Here is a 25,401-nt window from a genome sequence, read left to right as displayed (position 1 = left end):
TACACGGCGGGCTCTATTGTAACGACTGGAACGACGCAGTGCCGTCCAGACCAACCCGGGCCTCAACCCGGCACAACCCCACGTATATCACCGGAGCCTCCCATGAAGCATCACGATCAGGTCGCCGACGCCTTCGGCTCGACCGCTGCCGCGTATTTGACGAGCCAGACGCATGCCACCGGCGCCGATCTGCAGACGCTGGCCGAATCGATCGCCGCGACGCAGGACGCCCGTGTGCTCGACATGGGCTGCGGCGCGGGTCACGCGAGTTTCACGGTGGCGCCGCACGCCAAAGAAGTGGTCGCATACGACATCGCGCCGCAAATGCTCGCGACGGTCGAGGGCGCGGCGAAGGATCGCGGCCTCGCCAACATCCGCACGCAACAGGGCGCCGCCGAAACGCTGCCGTTCGACGATCACGCGTTCGACTGGATCATCAGCCGGATGAGCGCGCATCACTGGCACGACGTGCCGCTCGCCTTGGCCGAAGTGCGGCGCGTGTTGAAGCCGGGCGGCAAGGTATTGTTCATCGACATCGCCGGCGCCGATCATCCGCTGCTCGACACGCATATTCAAGCCGTTGAAGTATTGCGCGACGGCTCGCACATCCGCGATTACCGCGCTGACGAATGGATTGCCTTCTTCGAAGCGGCCGGTTTCAAGGCATCGATTCGCGAGCGTTGGCGCATCGACATCGAGTTCAGTTCGTGGGTGGCGCGCATGCGTACGCCGGAGCCGCGCGTGGTGGCGATCCGTTCGCTGTGGAGCAATTCACCCGACGAGGTGCGCCAGTATTTCGACGTGCAGGAAGACGGTTCGTTCAAGCTCGACGCGCTGATGGTCGAGGCGCAATGAGTTGACCCGGCGAGTTGCAACGCGTGAGCAAAATGCGACTCGGCGGCTGGCATTGCACATGGCTTAAAGAAGCGGCTCAGGCAACGATGCCGGGTTCGGTATTCGGCGTCAGAAAAAAAAGCCGGGCACGGTCAACATGACCCATGTCCGGCTTCTTTTTTCGTCAGCCGCAGCCGCAGCCGGGCGCGGGTCGGTTCACCCTGTCCGGATGCGACTCGAAACCCACTGCACGTGCGGGCTTAGCCCGTATTCCGTAATCCCGCCGCAATCCCGTTGATGCTCAAATGAATCCCGCGCCGCACGCGCGCGTTGGTATCGCCCGCACGGTGACGCTTGAGCAACTCGACCTGCAAGTGATTCAACGGATCGAGATACGGGAAGCGGTTCTTGATCGAACGCGCGAGCAACGGGTTCTCCGCGAGCCGTTCGCTCTTGCCGGTGATCTCCGACAACACCTTCGACGTACGCTCCCATTCCGCGACGATCCGCTCGAACACGTGCTTGCGCAGCTTCTTGTCCGACACGAGTTGCGCGTAGCGCGAGGCGACCGCGAGGTCGGTCTTCGCCAGCACCATGTCCATGTTGGAGAGCAGGTTCGAGAAGAACGGCCACGTCTTGTGCATTTTCTTGAGCAGCGCCAGGCGGCGGGCACGCTCGGCGTCGCTCGGCGCGCTGTCCAGATGCGCGGCCACTGCGCTGCCGAAACCGTACCAGCCGGTCAGCAACAAACGGCATTGGCCCCATGAGAAACCCCACGGAATCGCGCGCAGATCTTCAATCTTGCGTTGCTTCGGGTCCTGCAATTTGCGCGAAGCCGGACGGCTGCCGATGTTCAGCTCGGCAATTTCGGAGATCGGCGTCGACTCGAAGAAATACTCCTTGAAGCCCGGCGTTTCGTAGACCAGCGCGCGATACGACGCCATCGCCGCGTCGGACAACTGCTGCATCGTTTCCTCGAAGGCCGGCAATTGCGCGGGTGCAATGCCGTGCGGCAACAACGACGCTTCGAGCGTCGCGGCCACCACCGTTTCCAGATTGCGCCGGCCGATTTCCGGATTGCCGAACTTGCTGGCAATCACTTCGCCTTGCTCGGTCAAACGGATCTGGCCGTCGACGGTGCCCGGCGGCTGCGACAGAATCGCCTGATACGTCGGACCGCCGCCACGGCCCACCGTGCCGCCCCGTCCATGGAACAGGCGCAGGGTCACGCCGCGTTGATTGAACAGCGACACTAGCGCCAGCTCGGCGCGATACAGCTCCCAGTTCGACGTCAGGAAGCCGCCGTCCTTGTTGCTGTCCGAATAGCCGAGCATCACTTCCTGCTCGTTGCCCTGGTGTTCGATCAGTGCGTCCACGCCCGGCAGCGCGATCAGATCGCGCATGATGTGCGGTGCGTTGCGCAAGTCGGGAATCGTTTCGAACAGCGGGATCACCATCAGGCCCGCTCGCGCCGGATCGTTCGCGTCACCCAGACGTCCTTGCAGCAGACCGGTTTCCTTCTGCAGCAACATCACTTCGACCAGATCGCTGACGGTCTCCGTGTGCGAAATGATGTAGTTGCGCACCGCGCGCGCGCCGAACTTTTCGCGCGTGACGCGGGCCTCTTCGAGTACACCCAGTTCGCTCTTCACGAGATCGGAGTACTCGGCGTACGGCAGACGCAGCGGACGCGGCTGCGAAAGTTCGGCGAGCAGCACCTTGAGCTTGTCTTCTTCGGCGAGCGACGCGTAGTCGTCTTCGACGCCCGCGCGCTTCAGCAGCTCGGCGATCACCGCTTCGTGGATGTCCGAGCTTTGCCGCAAGTCGATGCTCGCCAGATGGAAGCCGAACACTTCAGCTGCGCGCGCGAGCGGCGACAGGCGGGGTGCCGCGAGCGGCGCGCCATGATGCTCGGCGAGCGAATCGATCAGCACGTGCAGGTCGCGGACGAATTCGGCGGAGTCGTCGTACGGTATGGCGCGGATCGGCGCCGCGCCGCGGCCGGCGCTGCGCACCGGCACGCTGCCTTCGCCCAGACGCACGCGCGCGCTGGCGGCGAGCCGCGTGTACATGCCGATCAACGCGCGGCGATACGGCTCGTCGGTGCGGTGCGGCGACTGGTCGGGCGAGGCGGCCGCGAGTTCTTTCAACGCGTCGCTCGCGCCGGCGAGCAGGTTCGACACCGACAACTCGGCGCCCAGCTTGTGCACCTGCTCCATGTAGTGTTCGAAGATCACCGCGGCCTGGCGGGTGATCGCATGCTCGAGCGTTTCGGCGGTGACGTTCGGATTGCCGTCGCGGTCGCCGCCGATCCAGCTGCCCATCTGGAAGAACGGCGGCAGGCGCGCCGCGAGGCCGTGCTCGGCGAGCGCTTCTTCGATGTCGGCGTAAAGCGCCGGAATTTCTTCGAGGAAGGTCGCACGGTAATACGACAGCGCGTTTTCGATTTCATCGGCAACCGTCAGCCGCGAGTCGCGCAGCATCCGCGTTTGCCAGAGCGACGTGACGCTCGCGCGCAGCATAGCTTCGTTATGGGCGCGTTCGCGGTTGGTCAACTGCTGATCACGTTCGGCGAGCAGTCGCGCGACGTCGTGCTGCGCGTCGAGAATGCTCTTGCGCTGCACTTCTGTGGGGTGCGCGGTCAGAACCGGCACGATCAACGCCTCGTTGAAGAACTGCTGCAGGACCGGCGTCGCGGCAGCGCCCGCTTCGACGAGCCGTTCGAGCGCGTGCGCCATGGTGCCCGGTTGCGAGGTCGAGCCGGCCAGCGCGTGAATCCGGTGACGGCGATTGCGGTGGCGGTCTTCGGCGATATTCGCAAGATGCGAGAAGTAGCTGAACGCACGCACCACGCTGACCGTTTGCTCGGGGCTCAGTGAACGCAGTTTCTTGTCGAGCGTCTGCGCGGCGGCGTTGTCGTCTTCACGGCGAAAACGCACGGCGGTCTGGCGGATCGTCTCAACGACGTCGAATACCGCATCGCCTTCCTGTTCGCGCAGCACGTCGCCGAGCAGGCGTCCCAGATAGCGGATGTCCTGAAACAGCGGATGATCCTTGTCTTCACGCGTGCGGCCGCTGCTTTTCGCTGCGGGCGCGACCGTATCCGCTGAAACGGCTTGCAGTTTGGGCGTCTTCGCGACTTGCGGCACAGCGGTTTCGTTCGCAACGACCTTGATCTTCGGCGACCTGGCTTTGGCCGGCTTCGACGCCTGGGCAGTGTTCGCGGCTTGCGCGGCCTTTTCTGCCTTGACGGCTTTCGCGGTCCTCACCGTTTTAGTGGGCGCGGAAGTTTTGGCTGACTTGGTGGCTTTGGCGACGGTGGCCGGCTGGGTTGTCCCGGCAGTTTTTCCGGCACGTTTGGCCGGGGTGGACTGGGCAGCCGTTGCGGCGGAGGCAGAAGCAGAAGCGGCGGTGTCGGCCGCTCGAGCGTTGGGCGATGCAGTGTTGCGGCGGGCAGGGCGCGCCGATCCGGAAGACGTCACGATGGGTTTCCTCAGGGAAGCCAGGGTCTGTTGAGTGATGAACTGCTACTGCGGAACTGCATGTATGAGTTGCAACGTGAACAGCGCGAAACCAGTACGAAGCGGTATGCGGCCGAGGGCCGCCGATGACACTGCGCTGGAGAGGGTAGCCGCAAGCATTTGCACAAAGATCTGCACAAAGCGCACGCTGCATGGCGTGCCCGCCAGGTTCGCGAAGCACGTTGCGCCGCATTGCATCATCCCGCATGCCAGGCTCCGGTGCGCGAACGACCGTGCTTGAACAGGCTGGGATCCAGCGGACGCGCGCTGCGTGAGGCCCGTCTCCTCCATCGTTACCGCGCCGGCACGGCGCTCCGCTGTGCCTTGCGACACAAGGGCGCGTGCTAACATTGATTGTTATTACATCCCGTCATTCAATCAGCAAGCTAATGAACACCGAGACGTTTTCTACGCCACCCCACACGCTTGTGATTGCGTCGCGAGAAAGCCGCCTTGCCATGTGGCAGGCGGAGCATGTGCGATGTGCGCTGCACAAATTATATCCATCTTGTGACGTAAAAATCCTCGGAATGACGACACGTGGCGATCAAATTCTCGATCGCACTTTGTCGAAGGTGGGGGGGAAGGGCCTCTTCGTGAAGGAACTGGAAGCGGCGCTGGCCGACGGCCGCGCCGATCTGGCCGTGCACTCGCTCAAAGACGTGCCCATGGAGCTGCCCGCGGGCTTTGCGCTGTCCACCATCATGGAGCGCGAAGACCCGCGCGACGCGCTGGTCTCCAATGCTTACGACTCGCTTGCCGCGCTGCCGGCCGGCGCCGTGGTCGGCACTTCCAGCCTGCGCCGCGAGGCCATGCTGCGCATGCGTTACCCGCACCTCGTGGTGCAGCCGTTGCGCGGCAATCTGGACACGCGTCTCGCGAAACTCGATCGCGGCGACTATGCGGCGATCATTCTGGCGGCGGCCGGTTTGAAGCGTTTGGGTCTCGGCGAGCGTATCCGCGCGCTGCTCGATCCCGAAGACAGCTTGCCCGCAGCCGGTCAGGGCGCGCTCGGCATCGAGATTCGCGCCGATCGCGCGGACCTCGCGGCATGGCTCGCGCCGCTGCATCACGAACATACGGCAGCGGCGGTCGAAGCGGAGCGCATGGTCTCGCGTGCGCTCGGCGGCAGTTGCGAAGTGCCGCTTGCGGCGTATGCACATTGGCATGACGGCGCGCTGCATTTGCGCGGCATCGTCGCCACGCCCGACGGCCAGCGTGTTCTGAACGCGCAGGCATCGGCGCCGGCGCCCACCGTCGAACGGGCTGTGGCGCTTGGCCAGGAAGTGGCGAACGCGCTCGAACAGCAAGGCGCGATGGACATCGTCCGCGCGCTGAGCACGGCCAGCGGTCCCGCGGCAGCGTCCGCAGACGGCGCGCCGGATAGCGCGGCGACCGGCGCGTGATGGCGGCCGATATCCCGGGCAGCGCATCCTCATCCGTCGGCAAGGCGGCGTTCACGGTCGTGATTACGCGACCGGCCGGTCAGTCGAACGAATTGATCGCGCAACTTGCGGCGGCGGGCATTGCCGTGCTCGACTTTCCGTTGATCGACATCGCGCCTGTCACCGACGACGCGCCGTTGCGCGCCGCGCTGGCCTCGCTGGAGCGCTATGCGCTGGTGGTGTTCGTCTCGCCCAACGCGGTGGATCATGCGTTTGCTCGCAGCGATGCGATCTGGCCGCACGCGCTGCCGATCGGCGTAGTCGGGCCGGGCAGTGTGCAGGCGCTGGCGCGCCACGGTGTCGCCGCGCCCGCGTACAACGTCATCAGCCCGTCGTCCATCCCCGAGGAGGACACGGCACGTTTCGATTCCGAAGGCCTGTTCGCTGCGGTCGATACGGCGCTCGGCGCGAGCACGCTCGAAGGCAAGCGCGTTCTGATCGTGCGCGGTGACGGCGGCCGCGAATGGCTCGCCGATCGCTTGCGCGAAGCCGGCGCGGAAGTCGACACTGTGGCGGCCTATCGCCGCCTAGTGCCGGAACCGTCGATCGGCGGTTGGGCGCGCGTGCATGCGCTGCTTGCCGGCGCACCGCACGCCTGGCTGCTCACCAGTTCGGAAGGCGTGCGCAATCTGCACGAACTCGCGCAAGAGCATCTGACGGCCGACGAAATCGCGCAACTGAAGCACGCCACCCTGGTCACGCCGCATCCGCGCATCGCGCAGACCGCGCGGGCATTGGGTTTTGATAGCATTACGGTGTCCGGCGCGGGCGACGATCGCATTGCCCGTGCCTTGCTTGCTGCCGTGCCGACCGTAGTTCAACCGGTACCGACCAACCCGGCTTATTCACCGGCTAAATCACGCATGACTGAAACGAACGCATCCACGAACGCTTCCCCCCAGCCGGCCGCAACCACTGCGTTGCCGCCGAACCCACCCTTCACGCCCTACGAAGCGCAAAAGCGCCGCAGCGCGAGCGGACCGCTGCTGTGGTTTGTCGTCGTGATCATTGCTTGTGCAGCGGGTGTGGGCGGTTATGCGCTCAATCGCAAGGTGGAGCGCACCGAGCAGCAACTCGTGCAGCGCCAGCAGGCGAACGACGCGCAGACCAACGAACTGCGCGTCAAGACCGATCAGGCGCTGGCCACGGTACATCAGTCCGACTCACAGGTCGCGCAACTCGAAGGCAAGCTTGCCGATGCGCAAACCGCGCAGCAGGCGCTGCAACAGCAATACACCGATCTCGCCCGCAATCGCGACGACTGGACCATGGCTGAAGTCGGCCAGATGCTGTCGGCCGCGAGCCAGCAACTGCAACTCACCGGCAACACGCAACTCGCGCTGTTCGCGCTGCAAAGTGCGGACACGCGTCTTGCCGCGTCGGATAGCCCGCAGGCCGTCACCGTGCGCAAGGCCATCGCGCAAGACATCGACAAGCTGAAGGCCGCGCCTTCCACGGATCTGACCGGCATGGCGATCAAGCTCGACAACGCGATCGATCAGGTCGACAGCTTGCCGCTCTCCGGCGAGGCGCCGATTGCCCACGCCACGCCGAAGGCCGCCACCTGGGCCGACACGGCAAAGGTGGCCGCGGCCACCGGCGAGCCGCGCTGGAAAGTGTGGTGGCGTGAAGTCACGACAGGCATCGGCCAGCAACTCACGAGCCTCGTGCAGGTGCGCCGCATCGACAATGCCGACGCCATGCTCGTCACGCCCGATCAAGGCTACTTCGTGCGTGAGAATCTGAAGCTGCGTCTGCTGTCGGCGCGGCTCGCGCTGCTCTCGCGCAACCAGACCACGCTGAAGTCCGACTTGCAGGCTGCGCAGGCCGCGCTCACGCGCTACTTCGACAACACGTCGAAGAAAACGCAGACTGTGGTCGATCTGGTCAAGCAGGTGGATGCGGGTTCGGCCGCGGTTGAACTGCCGAATCTGAACACCAGCCTGCAGGCGGTCAATCAATACCGGAGCCGAGGTTAATCATGGCAATCCGGGGACTTCTATGGCTCGCGTTGCTGTTCGCCATCGCGGTGGTGCTGGCGGTGGTTGGACGCTTCGACATGGGGCAGGTGCTGCTGATCTATCCGCCGTACCGCGTCGACATTTCGCTGAATCTGTTCGTGGTCGGGCTGGTGGTGCTGTTCATCCTGCTGTATGCGTTGCTGCGCATCGTGCGCAACATCTGGCGCATGCCGCAGCGCGTGGCCGCCTACCGTGCGCGCTCGCGCGTCGCGAAGGCGCACGCGGCGTTGCGTGACGCGATCGGCAATCTGTACGCCGGGCGTTTTTCGCGCGCTGAAAAGGCCGCCAAAGATTCGCTCGCCAATGGCGACAACAAGGGCGCGGCCGGTTTGATCGCGGCCACCGCGGCGCATCGCATGCATGAATATGCGCGGCGCGACGAATGGCTCGCCCAGATCGATGGAGCCGACTGGCAGGACGCCCGCCTGATGGCCACCGCCGACATGCGCGCCGATGGCCGCGACGCGGACGGCGCCCTCGCGGCGCTCACCGAGATGCAGTCGCAAGGCGCACGGCGCATTCACGCGCAGCAGATCACGTTGCGCGCGCAACAGCAATTGAAGAACTGGGGCGAAGTGCTCAAGCTCGTCAAAACGCTGGAAAAGCGCGAAGCGATTCACCCGGCAGTAGCGGTGCGTTTGCGTCAGCTCGCGGCGGAAAACCTGCTGCGCGACCGGCGTCATAACGCCGATGCGCTGCTGGAGTTGTGGAATTCGCTGTCGGCGACTGAACGCCATTCGCCGCGTCTCGCCGATCTCGCTGCCGAACTGCTGGTGTCGTTGAATCGTCCGCAGGAAGCACGCAGGATCGTCGAGGAAGCGTTGGCGCAGAACTGGGACGCGCGTCTGCTGCGCCGTTATCCGGACACGACCGGCGGCGATGCGTTGCCGTTGATCCAGAAGGCGGAAGGCTGGCAGAAGGACCGCCCGGAAGATGCGGACCTGATGTTCGCGTTGGGCCGTTTATGCCTGCATCAGCAGTTGTGGGGCAAAGCGCAATCGTTCCTCGAGCGCGCGCTGAAACTGGCCGATAACGAGACGCTGAAAATTCGCTCGCATCGCGCGTTGGCGCGTTTGCATGAACAGATCGGCGATTCCGCCAAGGCGAGCGAGCATTATCGCGAGAGTGCGTTGGCGATGAATATCGTTTGATGATTTGATCGCTGCGCCACTTGTTTGATCGGGCGCGGCAGTAGATAAAAAAAAGTCCCCGGCTTCAATAGATGCCGGGGACTTTTTCGTTGGCGGCGTGGCGCGTGACACGCATTGCATGAAACGTCATCCGGGGCTCGCACGCCGTGACTCATGGCTCACGCCTCGTGACGAGCGCCATTTGACGGCGTTTTCTGCCTCACATCACGGAGCGAGCCGCGTCATTTATTGACCATCTTCGCCGGCACGCTAATCGCCAGCAAACCGCCGAGAATCATGAACGCCGCCAGCATATACATGCCGGAGTCGTTCGCGGCCGTCGCCTGCTTCAGCCAGCCGACCGCGTACGGGCTCAGAAAGCCTGCGAGATTGCCGATTGAATTGATCATCGCGATGCCGGCGGCGGCGCCCGTGCCGGCGAGGATCGCTGTCGGCAGACTCCAGAACAGCGGCAGGGTGGTCAGGATGCCCATGGTCGCGAGCGTGAGCGACGCCATCGCCAGCACCGTGTTATGCGCCCACACCACGGAGAGCACGAGGCCGATCGCGCCCGCGAATGCCGGCAACGCGATATGCCAGCGCCGCTCGCGCTTGCGGTCCGCGCTGCGCGACACGAACACCATCGCAATCACCGCGCCCGCAAATGGAATCGCCGAGAGCAGGCCGATCATGAACGCGTCTGTGACACCGGTCGCCTTGATGATGGTCGGTAGCCAGAAACTCACGCCGTACAGACCCATCACGAACGAGAAGTAGGTGAGGCTCAGCATCAGCACGCGCCCACTCGTCAGCACCTGACGGATCGGCATGTCGTGCTTGGTGGCGTCTTCCGCGGAAATGTGGCTCGCGAGCATCTGCTTTTCTTCGTCGGTGAGCCACTTCGCTTTCGAGATGCGGTCGTCCAGCACCACGAACACGAGGATCCCGACGATCACCGACGGGATCCCTTCGAGCAGAAACAGCCATTGCCAGCCATGCCAGCCGTTCATGCCGTTGAAGCTCTTCAGGATATAGCCCGACACCGGCCCGCCGATCACGCCGGACAACGCGATGGCCGTCATGAACCAGGTAGTCATGCGGCCGCGGCGGTGTGCCGGATACCAGTACGTGAGATACAGGATGATGCCGGGGAAGAAACCCGCTTCGGCGAGCCCGAGCAGGAAGCGCATCACGTAGAACATGGCCGGCGTGGTGACGAACATGGTCAGCATCGAGATCACGCCCCACGACACCATGATCCGCGCGATCCACACACGTGCGCCGACTTTGTGCAGGATCACGTTGCTCGGAATTTCGAAGATGAAATAGCCGATGAAGAAAATCCCCGCGCCGAAGCCGTAGACCGCGTCGCTTAAGCCCAGGTCGGTGGTCATTTGCAGCTTGGCGAAGCCCACGTTGACGCGGTCGAGATACGCGACCACATAGCAGAGCATCAGGAGCGGCGCGAGCCGCCAGGTGACCTTGCGATAGGTCGCCTCCTCGAACGTGGAAGGGGGCGCCCCCGCGCCGGGATGGTGGAGCGGATTTGCGGGACTAGCCATGGTGTCTCCTTTTTTCTTGTGGAAATGAAGTACCTGCTTCGATCGCGATTCTAGCCGTGCTGGACGGTTTGGCTTGCATGGCGTTTACACGCAGCGGCCGCCGTCCACTTCGAGACATACACCGGTGATGAACTCGGCCTCGTCCGAGGCGAGATAGAGCGCCGCATTGGCGATATCCTGCGGCGTCGAGAAGCGCCCGAGCGGAATGCCGGCGAGAAAGCGCTGGCGATTTTCCGGCGTATCTTCGACACCCATGAATTCCGGCAGTAGCGCCGTCTCGCCGATCACGGGATTGACGCAGTTCACCCGAATGCGGTCCGGGCCCAGTTCGACCGCGAGCGACTTGCTGGCGATGATCACCGCGCCCTTGCTGCCGTTGTACCAGACGAGGCCCGGCCGCGGCCGCACGCCGGCCGTCGACGCGATATTGACGAAAACGCCGCCGCCTTGCTGGCGGAAATACGGCACGAATTCCTGCACGCTCCAGTAGATGCTTTTGACGTTCACCGCATAGACGCGGTCGAACTCAGCCTCGGTCACGTCGAGCACCGGTTTGTTGCGATGCGTGGTGCCGGCATTATTGACGACGATCTGTACGCTGCCGAAGTCTTCGAGCGCGGCCTCGCGCAGTTTTTGCCAGTCGTCGCGGTGCGCGACATTGCCGGCCACCGCGATCGCCTTGCCGCCGGCAAGGGCGATTTCGCTCGCCACACGTTCGGCCGCCGCACCGTTCAGATCGTTGACCACCACGTTCGCGCCTTCGCGCGCGTAGGTCTTCGCGATGCCTTCGCCGAAACCCGAGCCGCCACCCGTGACGATGGCCGTTTTACCTGTCAACCGCATGATGTCTCCGTTGTTTGTTGTGGAAGGTGATGCTTTGACTGACTTTGCCGCGAACTCAACCGTATTAACTCAGCCATGCCTAGCCATGGCGAATGGCGATGGTTTTCAACACGGTGAAGCCATACAGCGCCTCGAAACCCTTTTCACGCCCATGGCCTGAATGCTTCACGCCGCCGAACGGCAATTCCACGCCGCCGCCCGCCCCATAGTTGTTGATGAACACCTGACCGGAGCGCAGACGCCGCGCAAGGCGCATCTGCCGGGCACCGTCGCGCGTCCAGATACCCGCGACGAGGCCATACGGTGTGCCGTTGGCGAGCGAGAGCGCTTCGTCTTCGTCGGCGAACGACATGGCGGCGAGGACGGGACCGAACACTTCGTCGCGCGCGAGGCGATGGCTTGGGGGCACATCGCGCAGCAGTGTGGGCGCCTGATAGAAGCCGCTTTCGGGCGCTTCGGGGATGACTTCGCCGTGAGCCGCCATCGGGATGCCGTCGTGTTGGGCGTCGGAGAGGAAGTCCCACACGCGCTGTTGCTGCTTCGCGTTGATCAGCGGACCGCAGTCGAGATCGGCATGCGACGGTCCGACCCGCAGCGCATGGAACGCGCTGCTCAGCCGGTCGAGCAACGGCTCGTAAATGGCCCGGTCGATCAGCACGCGGCTGCCCGCCGAGCAGGTTTGCCCGGCGTTCTGCACGATCGCCGACACCAGCACGGGCAACGCCGCGTCGAGATCCGCGTCGGCGAAAACGATTTGCGGCGATTTGCCACCCAGTTCCAGCGTGACCGGCACGTGGTTCTCGGCGGCCATCTGCGTGACGAGCTTGCCGGTTTCCGGCGAGCCGGTGAAGGAAATGTGATCGATGCCGGGGTGCCGCGCGAGGGCCGCGCCCGCTTCATGCCCGTAACCGGTGACGATATTCAGCGCGCCCGCCGGCAATCCCGCCTCGGCCGCCAGTTCGGCGACGCGCAATACGGACAGGCACGCGTCTTCCGCCGGTTTGACGACGCACGCATTGCCGGTGGCGAGCGCCGCGCCGACGCTGCGGCCGAAGATCTGCATCGGGTAGTTCCAGGGCACGATGTGGCCGGTCACGCCATGCGGTTCGCGGATCGTCAGCACGGTGTAGCCGGCCTGATAGGGCAGCGTTTCGCCGTGCAGCTTGTCCGCCGCGCCGGCGTAGAACTCGAAGTAGCGTGCCAGCGCAGCCGAATCGGCGCGCGCCTGTTTGAGCGGCTTGCCGGTGTCGCGGGCTTCGAGTTGGGCGAGTTCTTCCTGATGCGCGGCCACCAGCGTCGAGAGCCGGTACAACACGCGGCCCCGTTCGGCGGCGCTTGCCTCGCCCCATGCACCTTCGAAGGCGCGGCGGGCGGCGTGGACGGCGGCGTCGATATCCGCCGCGGTGCCGCGCGCCAGCCGCGTGAACGGCTGGCCGTCCGAAGGGTCGAGCACGGCGATGGTCTCGCCGCCTGATGCAGCGGACCATTCGCCGCCGATGAAATGCCGGGCTTCTTCCATGCATGCTCCTTGAGGTGTCACGCTGCCGTGATTCAAGCCGAGGTTCAGATGCGCGGTGTTCACAAACGAGAGGCACAATCGAGCGACGTCAGACGATTATCGCGCCGATCCAACCGAAGGTGGCATCGGCCGATTGGCTATAATGACGTATTCCGCACTGTCCGGCCGTAGCGCTTCGTCCTGGCGAGTTTCACGATTCATGCCGTTCGAGCCCGCGCGCCGGCCGCCGTGTTCCGAATTCCATCTGATCAGAGAGCGCTCATGAGCTTCAATCACGTCCCCTCAGGCAAAGACCTTCCGCAAGATTTCAACGTCATCATCGAAATCCCGGCGCAAAGCGATCCGGTGAAGTACGAAGCTGACAAGGAAACGGGCCTGCTCCACGTCGACCGTTTCATCAGCACGGGCATGCGCTATCCGGCGAATTACGGCTACATTCCGCAAACGCTGTCGGGCGACGGCGATCCGGTCGACGTGCTGGTGATTACGCCGTTCCCGCTGCTGGCCGGCTCGGTCATCCGCGCCCGCGCGCTCGGCATGCTGCAAATGACCGACGAATCGGGTGTCGACGCCAAGCTGGTCGCCGTCGCGCACGACAAGGTCTGCCCGATGACCGCTGATCTCAAGTCCATCGACGACGTTCCGGCGTACCTGAAAGATCAGATCAAGCACTTCTTCGAGCAATACAAGGCGCTCGAGAAGGGCAAGTGGGTGAAGGTCGACGGTTGGGCGGGCATCGAAGCCGCTCACAAGGAAATCACGGAAGGCGCGGCGAACTACAAGAAGTAAAGCAGAGCCATCGCGAAGTGAACGATTGATTTTGCTTCGCGCAGCATTCGGTAGGACTTTAAAGGGCAAGCCATGATGGTTTGCCCTTTTGCGTTTGTTCGACTGATTATTGGCGGCGGGACTTGCGTGTACCGCTGGTTTTTCTTTACGAGGCGTTTATTTCACTCGAAATAGCAGGGCATTCTTAAGTAAGACAAAAATCCGTTCGCAGATCATCAACGAGGCAAACGTTGGAAGCATTATGTGCGCTGGTTTTCTATAGCTAAACTTCTCGAAACGCAGCTCATCCAAAGGCTCCGCCATGGAAGTGCAACCCGAAACCGCCGCACGGTACCGCTTTGGTGCAACGGACGTCGATCCAGGCCATCGTGAGGTGATTCATGACGGCCAGCGCGTCAACGTTGGGGACCGGGCATTCGATCTCCTGCTGCTTCTCATCGAGCAGCGCGGCACGGTCCTGAGCAAAGACCACATCATGCAGGTGGTCTGGCCTCGGAGAATCATCGGCGAGAATACGCTTGAGGCGCAGGTATCGTTGCTGCGGCGCGCGCTGCATCGCGACCGGGACATGGTTCGCACGATTGCGGGGCGAGGGTATCAGTTCGTCGGCGATGTGAGTGTCGTGTCATCGCCGGTTTCGAATTCTGGAAGCACCGGTCGCCCAGCGCGGAACAGCCCGTCTGCTCTTCGCCCAAGAGGTCTTCCTGCCCATGTGTCACGTCTTATTGGCCGCAACCGGCAGTTGTCTGAGGTCATGAAGCTGGTGCTATCCCGCCGCTGCGTGACGCTCGTCGGCGCTGGCGGGGTCGGCAAAACGCGCCTTGCAATTGAGGCGGCTCGCCAGCTACTGCCAGACTTCGCCGACGGCATCGTGCTGATCGAACTGGCCGCTACGTCGTCAGCAGAATACTTGCCGGCTACTGTTGCCGCCGCCTTTGGTTTCCCGCTGGGTGACGGAACCCCCGACCTGGAGAAACTCGCGCCAAGTCTGCGCGACCGGCGCCTCCTTATCGTCGTCGACAATTGCGAGCATCTGGTCGAGAGCGCGGCCCAGCTGGTTGAAACGCTGCTGCAGGTCACACCCGCGTCCACCGTCGTTGCCACCAGCCGGGAAGCATTGAGGATTGCCGGCGAGCACGTTTATCGTGTGCCGTCGCTCGACATGCCTGTGCTGGACGACGCGCCCGACGCGGAGCGCTTTGGCGCCATCGAACTCTTTCTTGAGCGTGCGGCTGCCGGAACGGACGCCGAAAATGCCCCCTGTCTGGCGCTTATCGTGCGTATCTGCCGACAGCTGGATGGCATTCCACTGGCAATCGAACTCGCGGCAGCACGTACCGCCGCGTTTGGTATCCACGGTGTCGCTGACCGGCTCGACGACCGCTTTCAGATGCTCAAAAATGGTTCACGGACTGCACTTCCCAGGCAGCAGACCCTGCGTGCCACGGTGGATTGGGGGTACGCGCTCTTGCCGCCCGGATTGCAGACCGTTTTGGCCCGGCTCAGTCTGTTCTCAGGCGTCTTCACGCTCGATTCCGCACGACGGATGATTGCCGGCGGCGATCTATCGGAACACGAGGTGACGACGGCGATTGGAGAACTCGTCGAAAAATCGCTCCTGTGCGCTGTTCCATCCCTTCCACACGTGCACTACCGGCTGCTGGAAACCATTCGCGCATACGCACGTGACCGTCTTGTCGAAAGCGGCACGAGCCGCGAGTGGTTGGCCCGTCACGCCCAGCACATGCTCGACGTCTTCCGGACGGCGGAAAAATTCGCCACTGAACGGGCGGAAATAGACTGGAACCGCACCTTCGGACTGTATCTGGACGACCTGCGGGCGGCGGTTGACTGGGGATTTTCGAGTGATGCGACCACGGCGATCGCTGTCGAGCTTTCTGTGGTCAGTATTGCATCGTCGATGCAGTTTTCGCTAATCGAGGAATGTCTGCGCCGCATTGAGGGAGCGCTGCGCGCTTTCCCAACCCTTGCTGCCAACGGCGCATCCGTACCTCTGGTCGAATGGGAGATGAAATTGCACGCAGGGCGAGGGGCCTGCCTGTTGTTTCAAAGCGTGGGCGCCCAGACCGGCGAAGCATTCGCGACAGCGCTGGCGCTCGCGGAGCAGGCGGGCGACTGCGAGTATCAACTGCGTGGTTTGTGGGGGTGCTGGAGTCATGCATACCTCAACGGAAAGTATGCCGAGGCGCTTGCACTGGCATCGCGGTTCGCGGACGTGGCCGCGCAGTCGCGCTGGCCCGGCGACCGGATGGTGGCACGGAGAATCTCCGGCATTTCTCATCTTTGTCTCGGGCAACTAAACGAGGCGCTGGACGAACTGGAACATATCCAGATGCCCGATTGCCGCGCGAACCGTGCAGAGCGTATCCGCTTCCTCTATGACGAGCGCAGCATGACCCAGTCGATTCTCGCGCAGGCATTAGCCTTTCTCGGACGGTTCGACGAAGCGGCAATGACGGCGCAGCAGGCACTTGATGCTGCGCGTGCCCTCGGCCACACAGCGTCAATCTGCTACGCGCTGAGCGAGGCCTTGTGCCCTACTGCATTGCTGCGCGACGACAACGACGGACTCGAACACGCGGTGCATGCACTTGCCGATGCGACCCGCCGGCATGGCGTGTCCACATGGAAAGCGCGCGCGGAAATGTGGGGCGGCCTGCTCACCCTGCGCGCCGGTCAGGTCGAATCGTACGACGCCAGCATTGCACCGTCGCTCGATGAAATCGGGGACGCGCAGCATTGTGTCGTACTGACCGCCTTTCTTGCGGAAACCGCCACCGCGCTGGCCCGGCACGGGAAGAAGGCCGAGGCGGCTGCGCTGCTCGACCGGGCAATTGCAAAAGCAACCTGCATACATGACACCTTCTCCTGGGTGGAATTGCTGCGCGCGAAGGCCGACGTCATGCTTGAACAGCCGGATGCGGATGAGGTGAGCCGCGCAGAAACCATGCTTGTGCAGGCGCTTCGAGTTGCGCAGCACCGTGGGTATATCGCCTGGGAGGCACGCTGCGAGCGTAGCCTCGAACGGCTTCGGAACATCACCGTGAAGTCGTTGACCGGACCTGAGCAACCTGAAGCGGCACTTCCGAAGCCATTCGAACCCATTGTTGTTCCGCATGCAACTCCGTTCCGCGCGAATGACGCTGCGGTCTGAAACTTGGAGATTTCAGGATTTTTCAGCAAAACAAGGGGAGATGAACGCAGCAGCCCGGTAGTCTGAATGCACGTGCCGCCTGAGCGGCATGCATTAGAGGAGCAGCGTTCATGAAAAACCAAGGAACGATGGTCAGTTTCAAGCGGCCGGACGGACGTGAACTCGAAGGCTATCTGGCCCAACCGGCCGAACCGGCTAATGCGCCTGCCGTTCTCGTCATGCAGGAGTGGTGGGGGCTAAACGATCAGATACGAGGCGTTGCGGACCGGCTGGCGAGCGCCGGCTACCTCGCACTTGTCCCGGACCTGTACAGAGGCCGGATAACGGTTGATGAGGAAGAGGCACACCACCTGATGAATGGCCTCGATTTTGCCGAAGTCGCTTCGCAGGATATGGGCGGCGCGTTGCAATACCTCGGAACAAAAACGGACCGTATTGCCGGGATGGGTTACTGCATGGGGGCTGCCCTGACGCTGCTCGCCATGTGCCACCATGCGGCGCTTTCCGCAGGGGTTCTGTTCTACGGCTTTCCGCCGCTTGAATACATTGACCCGACAAAAATTCACGCACCGGTCATTGGACATTGGGCCGTTCAGGACGTCTTTTTTCCCATCGAAACCGTGAACGAACTGGAACACCGACTGCGCGACGCCGGCGTGAATGTCGAGTTCTATCGTTATCTCGCTCATCACGGATTTACGAACGAAACCGCCGTGGGTCCAGGCCGCATATCCCGCACACAGTTCGACCCCGTGTGGGCGCAAAAAGCGTGGGATCGGACATTTACGTTTCTCGGCCGCACCTTGTGGACGCGCGACTGAAGAGGTGTATCTGTGGTGCAGCCTTGACCTGGCTGAGTCGAGCCATGCAGCGCTAATCTGGATTGCCCGGTTGTGCTGAATTTCTTCGTTTTGTCGACGCGCGTCGATGCAATCCACGCCAATTCACTGTCTACCGGAGGGGAACAGAAATGAAGGACGAGTACTCATCAGTTGCAGGCGCTACGCGCAGACAGATTCTCAAGACGGCCGCGTCCATTGCGGCCATCTTCGCGGTTTCCCGCGCGGCGCACGCTTCCCAGCAGGAAGCGAAGGCGTCCGTACAACATGGCTTACAGCAAGGAGGTGGCGTCATGAACACAGTCAGGACCAAAGATGGTGTCGAAATTTTCTACAAGGACTGGGGTACCGGTCAGCCAATCGTTTTTTCACACGGATGGCCGCTGAGCGCCGACGATTGGGACTCGCAAATGTCTTTTTTCCTGAACCACGGCTTCCGCGTGATTGCGCATGACCGCCGTGGCCACGGCAGGTCAACGCAGACAGCCGTGGGTCACGACATGGATCATTACGCCGACGACCTGGCTACATTGACGGCTCATCTCGACCTGAAGAACGCCGTTCATGTGGGACACTCGACGGGCGGCGGCGAAGTCGTGAGATACATCGCGCGCCACGGCGAGAGCCGCGTGTCCAAAGCCGTATTGATTTCCGCCGTGCCACCATTGATGGTCAAAACGGAAGCAAATCCAGGCGGTCTTCCGAAAGACGTCTTCGACGGATTCCAGGCGCAGGTTGCGAACAACCGTGCGCAGTTCTATCGCGATGTGCCGGCGGGTCCGTTCTACGGCTTCAACAGGCCGGGTGCAAAAATCTCCGAGGGCGTGATCCAGAACTGGTGGCGTCAGGGGATGCAAGGTGGAGCAAAAGCGCACTACGATGGAATCGTTGCATTCTCGCAGACTGATTTCACTGAGGACCTGAAGAAAATCTCCGTGCCGACCCTGGTCATGCACGGCGACGACGACCAGATTGTGCCTTATGCCGACTCTGCCCCATTGACCGTGAAGTTGCTTCGCAACGGAACGCTCAAGACCTACAAGGGGTTCCCGCACGGCATGCCGACGACAGAAGCCGAGACGATTAACGCCGACCTTCTGGCGTTCATCAGAACGTGAGCGGTTCTGCGCGCTGCAGGCATTCAGATAACGACATGATCTCTTGAACAGCGTCCGGCCGTGAGACGGGCAAACGGAGGCTATTGTGCTCACCTATGGCGACGTCGAACTGCTGCCGGACCGGCGTCATGTACGGGTGTCGGACGAACCGTTCAAGCTGGGGTCGCGCGCCTATAAGCTCCTGGAGGTGCTAGCGGATGCAAACGGCGCACTGGTGTCGAAAGACGAGATTATGAGCCGTGTCTGGCCGGATACTGTTGTAGAGGAGGCTAACCTTTACGTGCAGATCTGTGCCATCCGGAAGATGCTTGGTCCCCGTGCAGACCGCCTCGGCGTGGTGCCAGGACAGGGATACTGCCTGGCGCCTGAGTCGAGCAGTCAGCGAGTCTTATCGTCAGTCACGGCGCTGTCACAAGCCGCTACGGGAGCGCCACCACAGTCTTTATGTACGGCGCGCATTTTTGGACGAGACGGCGCGGTTGACGAGCTCATGCATGCCTTGAGCGAATCGTCGTTAGTGAGCGTGGTTGGCCCGGGAGGGGTGGGCAAGACCACCGTCGCAAGAGAAGTCGCGCGTCGAGTTGAGAGCAGCAACGCCGGAGAGGTCTGGTTCGTTGAACTGGCAAAGGTAAATGTACCGGAGTTCCTCTCTGCTACGGTTGCCGACGTCATCGACAATGTCTCGATCCGCAGCGGTTCGCCACTTCAACGGATAGTGAAGCGTTTGCGGGACACGCATGCGATAGTCGTGCTTGATAACTGCGAACATATCATTGAGGCGGCGGCACAACTGGCTCAGACCATACTGACCTTGGCTCCCATGTGTCGGGTGATGGCAACTAGCCGCGAACCGCTTCGCTTGCCGGGGGAAGTCGTTCACAGACTGCAACCGCTGGATCTTCCGCGTCCAACAGACACTAACGCGGAAGTGATAAAAAGCAGCGCCGTTCAGCTATTTCTAGATCGGTCAGGCTCAATGGGCGGACGCTTTGCAAGCGAGGAATCGAGTATCCCGATCGCCGGAGCGATTTGCCGCCGGCTGGATGGCTTGCCGCTTGCTATCGAGCTTGCGGCGACACGAGCCGCCACTTTAGGCATCCGCGAGTTTCTCGAGTATCTCGACGATTGTCTCCTGACGCTCAATGGCGGCTACCGCACAGCGTTGCCCCAGCATCAGACCTTGAAGGCCGCCTTCGAATGGAGCTACACACTGCTGTCCAATTCCCAGCAGCGAGTATTCAGAAGGCTCAGCATTTTCCCCGCCTTGTTTGACGTCAAAGCCGCCATCCGGATTGCAACGGAAGACGAACAGGATTCGACGGAGATCATGGGTGCAGTGTGCGCGCTATTGGACAAATCTCTGCTCGTCTCCGAAATGAAAAATGGCTATATGCGATATCGGCTTCTCGAAACAGGTCGGGTCTACGCGCGCCAGAAGCTCGTTGACAACGGCGAAGAAGGCGCCGTGCAGCAGAAGTTCGTGGAATATGTTTGCGGTCAAGCGTCCGTGAGCCCATGAGCCGGCATTGCCTTAACCACATTGGGTCGGATTAGCCGACCCAATGTTTCGACGATAGACCGCAAAAACACGCCTCATTTCACGAGCGTCATGGCCGGGAGTGCCTCTCCGCTCATACCGACGCTCGCGGAACGCGGATGGTCTCAGACTTCAGCCACTGATATTGAATCGTGGCGACAAGCAGGAACAGCAGAAACAGAGCGCCGTCGATAATCTTGAGTTCGACGACATCGGGATTGGCAAAAAGTGGTGCGCCACGGGGGAAGCGGGTCCCTGTCTCGGTCACGCCCGGAATGAAGTGAAAGAGCATGGTGAGCGTATAGGCGATGACCTCGACGAAGTTGGATCGAGAGCCAAACGCATGCAGTTTTCCGGCTGCGTACGCTACCGCAAGCGTCATGAGCGTCAGAATGCTCAGTACGTGCGGTTTGCCGAACCCACCATGCTCGAAGATTCCAAGGCCCGTGGCCGCCGTGATGGCGGTGGTCACAAGATAGGTCATGCCGAGCGGCGTCTGCGTTCGAATACATTTAAATCTGACGAACGAGGCGAAGCCGGCAACAAGCGCTATCAGACTGATCAGCGTGTGAAAAACGCCCAATGTGGTTAGGCCTAACATAGGAATCCTTTATTTAACGGTTTGAAACCACCTCACCAAAAGTTCTTCTCTCAACGGACTTCGATGGGAAGCGTTACTGCTCCAGGAACGCGAGCAGGTCCGCATTCACCTTGTCCGCTTCTGTCTGGCACATGCCGTGAGGACTTCCCGGATACACCTTGAGCGTGGCGTTCGGAACGATCTTGGCTGAAAGCCTTCCCGAATCGTCGATGGGCACGATCTGGTCGTCGTCACCATGGAGGATCAGCGTAGGGACCGAGATCTTTTTGAGGTCCTCCGTGTAATCCACTTCCGAGAACTGCTTGATGCAGTCGTATTGGCCTTTTATGGAGCCCTGCATGCCTTGAGCCCAGAACGAATCAATCACACCTTGCGATGGCTTGGAGCCTTCGCGATTGAAACCGAAGAACGGTACCGCCAAATCCTTGTAGAACTGTGAACGGTCTTTGACGACGCCTCCGCGTATGCCGTCGAATACGTCAATGGGAAGCCCGCCGGGGTTCCCTTCGGTGCGCAACATCAGCGGGGGCACAGCGCCGATTAACACGGCCTTTGCTACCCGTTTCGTGCCGTGACGACCGATGTAGTGAGCGACCTCGCCGCCGCCGGTCGAGTGCCCGACCAACATCGCACCTTCGATATTCAACTGATCGAGGAGCGCAGCGAGATCGTCGGCATACGTGTCCATGTCGTTGCCGTCCCAAGGTTGGGACGACCTGCCGTGTCCACGCCGGTCATGAGCGATGACGCGATAGCCCTTGCTCGCAAGAAAAAGCATTTGCGCGTCCCATGCATCGGCGGTCAGCGGCCATCCGTGCGAGAAGACGACAGGCGCCCCATGGCCCCAGTCTTTGTAGAAAATTTCCGTCCCGTCTTTGGTTACGATTTTGCTCATGGAATGCTCCTCATGGGTTTAAAAAGTGGCCAACTGACCACGCTAATTCGTTCTGAAAACCTAAAACACCAGCTTGTCGTGAACAATTTCTCTCGCGAGAATCATCTCCTGGTAGTTCGCAGGGCGACGCTTGCCTTTGCAGCGGGGTTTAAATACAGCGTCACCTCGACGAATCGCGTTCCCCGTGAGGGCACAGTAGCCACTCTGACGCGCCGAGACCGCGACCCAAGCCTGGTCCAGGTAACAACATTGCGTCGAATCACTCCACGAGACCATCAGTGACGTAGGGCTTGTGCGTTCCAGTTGAAGGATGCGCACACGCGGCCGCGACGGAGAGCTCAAAGCGGATTTGCCAGGACGTGGCAAATTGGACCCTGAGCCGGTTTGCGCGCTCCGGGTGTGTGCCGTGTGTGCCGTGTGTGGCGGCTGCATTTGCGATGCGAGGCCGGCTGACCTGGTCGATTGCAAGGACGAGATCACCGATGCCCAACTACCCAAGTTTTCCATGGAGTACCTCGCTGTGAGGCGAAAATTGCCCATGGCCGCGAACGCCTGAGAGGCAGTGAAATCGACCGGAGACGGGCTGGGATAACTGTGAATACCCGGTTAGGCTACCGACTCCGACCTGAATAATCCTTTGCCAATTCTAAAAATGTCTAATTAGCGAGAGATAGTTGGAGCAGGTGTGACGGGGCCGCATTGGGCCCATCCCGAGGCGTAATGAAGATGAAAGGCAGGTTGGCGAAAGGTGTGGAATTGCTTACATTGACCGCATAATGGAGCGCGTTTGTAATACAGGAGCTGGATTTTCAACGCTGCGTCCAGATTGGCGCACGGCACTTCAACCAACAGGTATGGAGGAGAAGCAGCAATGGCCCGGAGCAATTCGAACAGCGAGGTGCGGACCGCTTATACCGGCGTGTCGGACGCTCCCACCGTCTTTGTTCAGGTTCTCAACAAGTCAACGCTATACATCACCCGTGAGCGCTGCGACTCGCCCAACTTCGGTTTGACGCCAGAGAGCGAACTGATGGACGCGTTCGCCATTTATATCCAGCTGCGCAATTCCTTTGACGGGTCGGACTTGTGGATGAACGGCAAGCCGACCCCGAGAGGCCAATTTGCGAAAGGGGCGGTCGTCGCGTTTCCTTTGGACCAGCGCTGGAGGGGCAACATGCGCGAAGCCTTCGACGTGTTGCACATTCACTTGCCGCGTGCAGCGCTAAACGAGGTCGCAGACGAAATAGGCGTTCAGCCGATCGGTACCTTGCGGCTGCCGCCAAGCGAGAATACCTGTGACCCTGTTGTGTATGGGCTTGCCACGAGCCTGTTGCCGGCCCTTCAAAACGAGGCACGCGCCAGTACATTGTTCGTCGAATCGGTCGCTTTGGCCCTCAGCGTTCATCTGTGTGAACAGTACGGCGGAATGAGCATCAACATGCGGAGTGTCCGTGGCGGACTTGCAAACTGGCAACAGAAGCGAGCGCGGGAACTCCTGCTGGCGCGGCTCGACGGCGAAGTTTCGCTCGACGAACTGGCGAGCGCCTGCAAGCTGTCACGAAGCCATTTCGCGCGCGCATTCAAGATATCGATGGGAATGGCGCCTCACCAATGGCTGCGCTTGCAGCGGGTAGAGAAGGCTAAAACCTTGCTGAAAAACTCTGGCCTGAGTCTTCTGGAAATCGCGTTGAGCTGTGGGTTCGTAGACAACAGTCACTTCAGCAGAGTGTTCACGCGTGAAGTCGCCGTAACGCCCTCGCTGTTTCGCAAGACAAATGGCAGAGCGCCGGGCGACGCGTTTTGACCTGAATTCTGCGTGAGGGGCGCTGGCGGAACCTGGAAAAAAGCGCACTCACATACAAATTGTGAGACTTTCGTACTGCTCGAGCACGCTCCCTGCCCAATAATTGGAATGGGAATCGCCCCGGAGCATCTCCTAACCGTGCCGAGCGTCGTAATCATGATCCGTGTCGGAAATCTAGAGATTTGCAAATCGCGCCGCGAGGTGTACCAGGACGGCGTGCCGGTTTCGCTCAGCGCGCGAACGTTAGATCTGCTACTTCTGCTGATCGAGGCGCCGGGGCAGCTCATTCTGAAGAAGGACATCATTAAGGCGGTATGGCCGCGAACCGCGGTTGATGAAAGTAACCTGTATGTACACGTTTCGGCAATCCGGAAACTGCTTGGACCCTATAGACGTTTATTGGTCGGCGTGTCGGGGCGGGGCTACCAGTTGAACATCGAAGCGCAACCTGAGCATGCCTCCGTTGCGCGGGCTGCCGGCGACGGAGCAACGGAGCGCTATGTGCTTCCGATGTCGCATTCCTTATTGTTCGGGCGTGACGATGCGATCAAGGATATACATAGACTGCTGAAAACATCCCGCCTCGTGACCTTGACGGGCGCTGGCGGCATCGGCAAAACCAGGCTGGCAGCCCAGTCTGTGAAGCTCATACAGGCGGACTATCCGGAGGGCGTTTTCTTCGTCGAACTGTCGCGATTCGACGATGCCGACTCCGTCCACGCAACCATTGACGAGGTCGTGCGCATCATCCAGAACCGTAGCGTTCGTCCAAAGAGCGATCACCGCCATGACGCACCGCGAGCTTTGGTGGTGCTGGATAACTGCGAACATGTCGTGAAGGCCGTTTCACAGTCGGTCGCCGGGCGGATTGCGTCAGCCGACTCATTCACTGTCCTCGCCACGAGCAGAGTGCCGCTCGGAACTGGCGCAGAAGTGGTTTATCAGGTTCAGCCACTACAAGTGGCGTGCGCGCGCCCGATGAAACCGTCTGCCGTTCCGAGCGCGGTAGCCATGTTCATCTCTCAGGCCCGTGCAATCGACCCGCAGTTCGGACGCGCGCCAGACAGCGTTGAACTGATTAGCCAGCTATGCCAAAGGCTCGACGGTCTGCCTCTCGCGATTGAAATAGCGGCAGCACGTGCGGCAGTGCTAGGAATTGATGCCCTGCTGGGCGCCATAAACGAGCGATTCAATAACCTGTCAGGTGGTTTTCGGACAGCACTGCCTCGTCACCAGACGTTGGCCGCCACGTTTGACTGGAGCTATAAGCTGCTGGAAGAAAATGAAAAGAAAGTGTTCCGTCGACTAGGGATTTTCCCAGCCCACTTTTCGCTAGAGGATGCGTATGCCGTCACGGCGGACGAAGAGATGGTCGGCACGGAAGTCGCAGCCGCTCTTCAGGGACTATCCGCGAAGTCCCTGCTTATCAGTGATGACCGAGGGCAGCGGGGACGAGAATATCGGCTTCATTTCACTTCGCGAGCTTACGCGCTGCAGAAACTTGACGATAACGGCGAGCGACGCGCGGTGGAGCGGCGTCTTGGGGCGCTTGCCTATCGCAAACTGACCACCGGAAATTCGATACTGTCGCCGAGGAAGTCCGCTGCGCACGATTCAGAACCCCTTAGGGTGGGGCAGACCGTAGCGCTTGGCCTGCGGCTGGGCCTGCCAGTCACCACACTGAGCGTCACGGAGGCATCGAGCCAATAAGGATTTCGAATGCTGTGACCGTTATTCCTAATGACCCGCTGCCACTTTCCGCGCAGTT

Annotated in this window: 18 protein-coding genes; 11 read left to right on the top strand and 7 right to left on the bottom strand. The window is 61.4% G+C overall.

Annotated elements, in window-relative coordinates; all coding sequences use genetic code 11:
- Positions 1-102: 102 nt before the first annotated feature.
- On the top strand, positions 103-855 hold the full coding sequence (locus PQQ95_RS27825) for a class I SAM-dependent methyltransferase (RefSeq protein ID WP_408443273.1): 753 nt from the start codon (positions 103-105) through the stop codon (positions 853-855).
- Positions 856-1,094: 239 nt separating this feature from the next.
- On the opposite strand, the gene ppc is transcribed toward PQQ95_RS27825, so the two are convergent.
- Entirely contained in the window at positions 1,095-4,316 is a 3,222-nt protein-coding gene (gene ppc / locus PQQ95_RS27820; protein ID WP_408443270.1) for a phosphoenolpyruvate carboxylase, read from the bottom strand.
- Positions 4,317-4,744: 428 nt separating this feature from the next.
- On the opposite strand from ppc, the gene hemC reads away from it, so the two are divergent.
- From hemC to PQQ95_RS27805, 3 genes are read left to right on the top strand one after another with little or no spacing between them, the layout of a single operon-like run.
- Positions 4,745-5,761 (top strand): hydroxymethylbilane synthase, encoded by a 1,017-nt coding sequence (gene hemC / locus PQQ95_RS27815; protein ID WP_408443267.1) that lies wholly within the window; start codon positions 4,745-4,747, stop codon positions 5,759-5,761.
- Complete coding sequence (gene hemDX, locus PQQ95_RS27810) at positions 5,761-7,779, top strand: fused uroporphyrinogen-III synthase HemD/membrane protein HemX (protein WP_408443264.1); 2,019 nt, start codon at positions 5,761-5,763, stop codon at positions 7,777-7,779. Before hemC ends, hemDX begins: the two co-directional genes overlap by 1 nt.
- 2 nt (positions 7,780-7,781) lie before the next feature.
- Positions 7,782-8,972, top strand: coding sequence for a heme biosynthesis protein HemY (locus PQQ95_RS27805; RefSeq protein WP_408443261.1), 1,191 nt, complete (start codon positions 7,782-7,784; stop codon positions 8,970-8,972).
- A 221-nt stretch (positions 8,973-9,193) separates the two neighbouring features.
- Here PQQ95_RS27805 and PQQ95_RS27800 read toward each other — a convergent pair whose 3' ends face one another.
- The 3 genes from PQQ95_RS27800 to PQQ95_RS27790 all read right to left on the bottom strand — a co-directional run bounded on the left by PQQ95_RS27800 (position 9,194) and on the right by PQQ95_RS27790 (position 12,875).
- Positions 9,194-10,513, bottom strand: coding sequence for an MFS transporter (locus tag PQQ95_RS27800; RefSeq protein WP_408443259.1), 1,320 nt, complete (start codon positions 10,511-10,513; stop codon positions 9,194-9,196).
- Between the two features lie 84 nt (positions 10,514-10,597).
- The gene (locus tag PQQ95_RS27795) at positions 10,598-11,356 is read right to left on the bottom strand and encodes an SDR family oxidoreductase (RefSeq protein WP_408443256.1); all 759 of its coding nucleotides are present in this window, start codon (positions 11,354-11,356) and stop codon (positions 10,598-10,600) included.
- A gap of 79 nt (positions 11,357-11,435) precedes the next feature.
- A complete protein-coding gene (locus PQQ95_RS27790; RefSeq protein ID WP_408443253.1) occupies positions 11,436-12,875 on the bottom strand; it encodes an aldehyde dehydrogenase family protein in 1,440 nt (479 codons plus the stop codon).
- Between the two features lie 261 nt (positions 12,876-13,136).
- Between PQQ95_RS27790 and ppa the strand changes: the two genes are divergently transcribed.
- From ppa to PQQ95_RS27765, 5 genes are all read left to right on the top strand, one after another.
- Positions 13,137-13,664 (top strand): inorganic diphosphatase, encoded by a 528-nt coding sequence (ppa, locus tag PQQ95_RS27785; RefSeq protein ID WP_408443250.1) that lies wholly within the window; start codon positions 13,137-13,139, stop codon positions 13,662-13,664.
- A gap of 301 nt (positions 13,665-13,965) precedes the next feature.
- Positions 13,966-16,839 carry an ATP-binding protein gene (locus PQQ95_RS27780; protein WP_408443248.1) on the top strand — a complete coding sequence of 958 codons (2,874 nt, stop codon included), beginning with the start codon at positions 13,966-13,968 and terminating at the stop codon, positions 16,837-16,839.
- Between the two features lie 128 nt (positions 16,840-16,967).
- Entirely contained in the window at positions 16,968-17,660 is a 693-nt protein-coding gene (locus tag PQQ95_RS27775) for a dienelactone hydrolase family protein (protein WP_408443445.1), read from the top strand.
- A gap of 311 nt (positions 17,661-17,971) precedes the next feature.
- Positions 17,972-18,796, top strand: a complete 825-nt coding sequence (locus PQQ95_RS27770) for an alpha/beta fold hydrolase (RefSeq protein WP_408443442.1) — start codon at positions 17,972-17,974, stop codon at positions 18,794-18,796.
- 85 nt (positions 18,797-18,881) lie between these two features.
- The gene (locus PQQ95_RS27765; RefSeq protein ID WP_408443246.1) at positions 18,882-20,315 is read left to right on the top strand and encodes an ATP-binding protein; all 1,434 of its coding nucleotides are present in this window, start codon (positions 18,882-18,884) and stop codon (positions 20,313-20,315) included.
- A gap of 112 nt (positions 20,316-20,427) precedes the next feature.
- Here the strand turns inward: PQQ95_RS27765 and PQQ95_RS27760 are convergent, their stop codons facing one another.
- The 3 genes from PQQ95_RS27760 to PQQ95_RS27750 all read right to left on the bottom strand — a co-directional run bounded on the left by PQQ95_RS27760 (position 20,428) and on the right by PQQ95_RS27750 (position 22,261).
- Positions 20,428-20,934 carry a hypothetical protein gene (locus PQQ95_RS27760; protein WP_408443243.1) on the bottom strand — a complete coding sequence of 169 codons (507 nt, stop codon included), beginning with the start codon at positions 20,932-20,934 and terminating at the stop codon, positions 20,428-20,430.
- Positions 20,935-21,007: 73 nt separating this feature from the next.
- Positions 21,008-21,829, bottom strand: a complete 822-nt coding sequence (locus PQQ95_RS27755) for an alpha/beta fold hydrolase (RefSeq protein ID WP_408443240.1) — start codon at positions 21,827-21,829, stop codon at positions 21,008-21,010.
- Between the two features lie 60 nt (positions 21,830-21,889).
- Positions 21,890-22,261, bottom strand: coding sequence for a DUF3331 domain-containing protein (locus tag PQQ95_RS27750; protein WP_408443439.1), 372 nt, complete (start codon positions 22,259-22,261; stop codon positions 21,890-21,892).
- 439 nt (positions 22,262-22,700) lie between these two features.
- Here PQQ95_RS27750 and PQQ95_RS27745 point away from each other — a divergent pair, with 439 nt between their 5' ends.
- On the top strand, positions 22,701-23,633 hold the full coding sequence (locus tag PQQ95_RS27745) for a helix-turn-helix domain-containing protein (protein ID WP_408443238.1): 933 nt from the start codon (positions 22,701-22,703) through the stop codon (positions 23,631-23,633).
- 156 nt (positions 23,634-23,789) lie between these two features.
- A complete protein-coding gene (locus tag PQQ95_RS27740) occupies positions 23,790-25,343 on the top strand; it encodes an ATP-binding protein (RefSeq protein ID WP_408443235.1) in 1,554 nt (517 codons plus the stop codon).
- The last annotated feature ends 58 nt before the right edge of the window (positions 25,344-25,401 follow it).

The sequence above is a fragment of the Paraburkholderia caffeinilytica genome (assembly GCF_046030355.1).
Lineage (GTDB): Bacteria > Pseudomonadota > Gammaproteobacteria > Burkholderiales > Burkholderiaceae > Paraburkholderia > Paraburkholderia caffeinilytica_B.
Note: the sequence above shows the minus strand (reverse complement) of the source record. Positions and strands in the feature narration are given on the sequence as shown.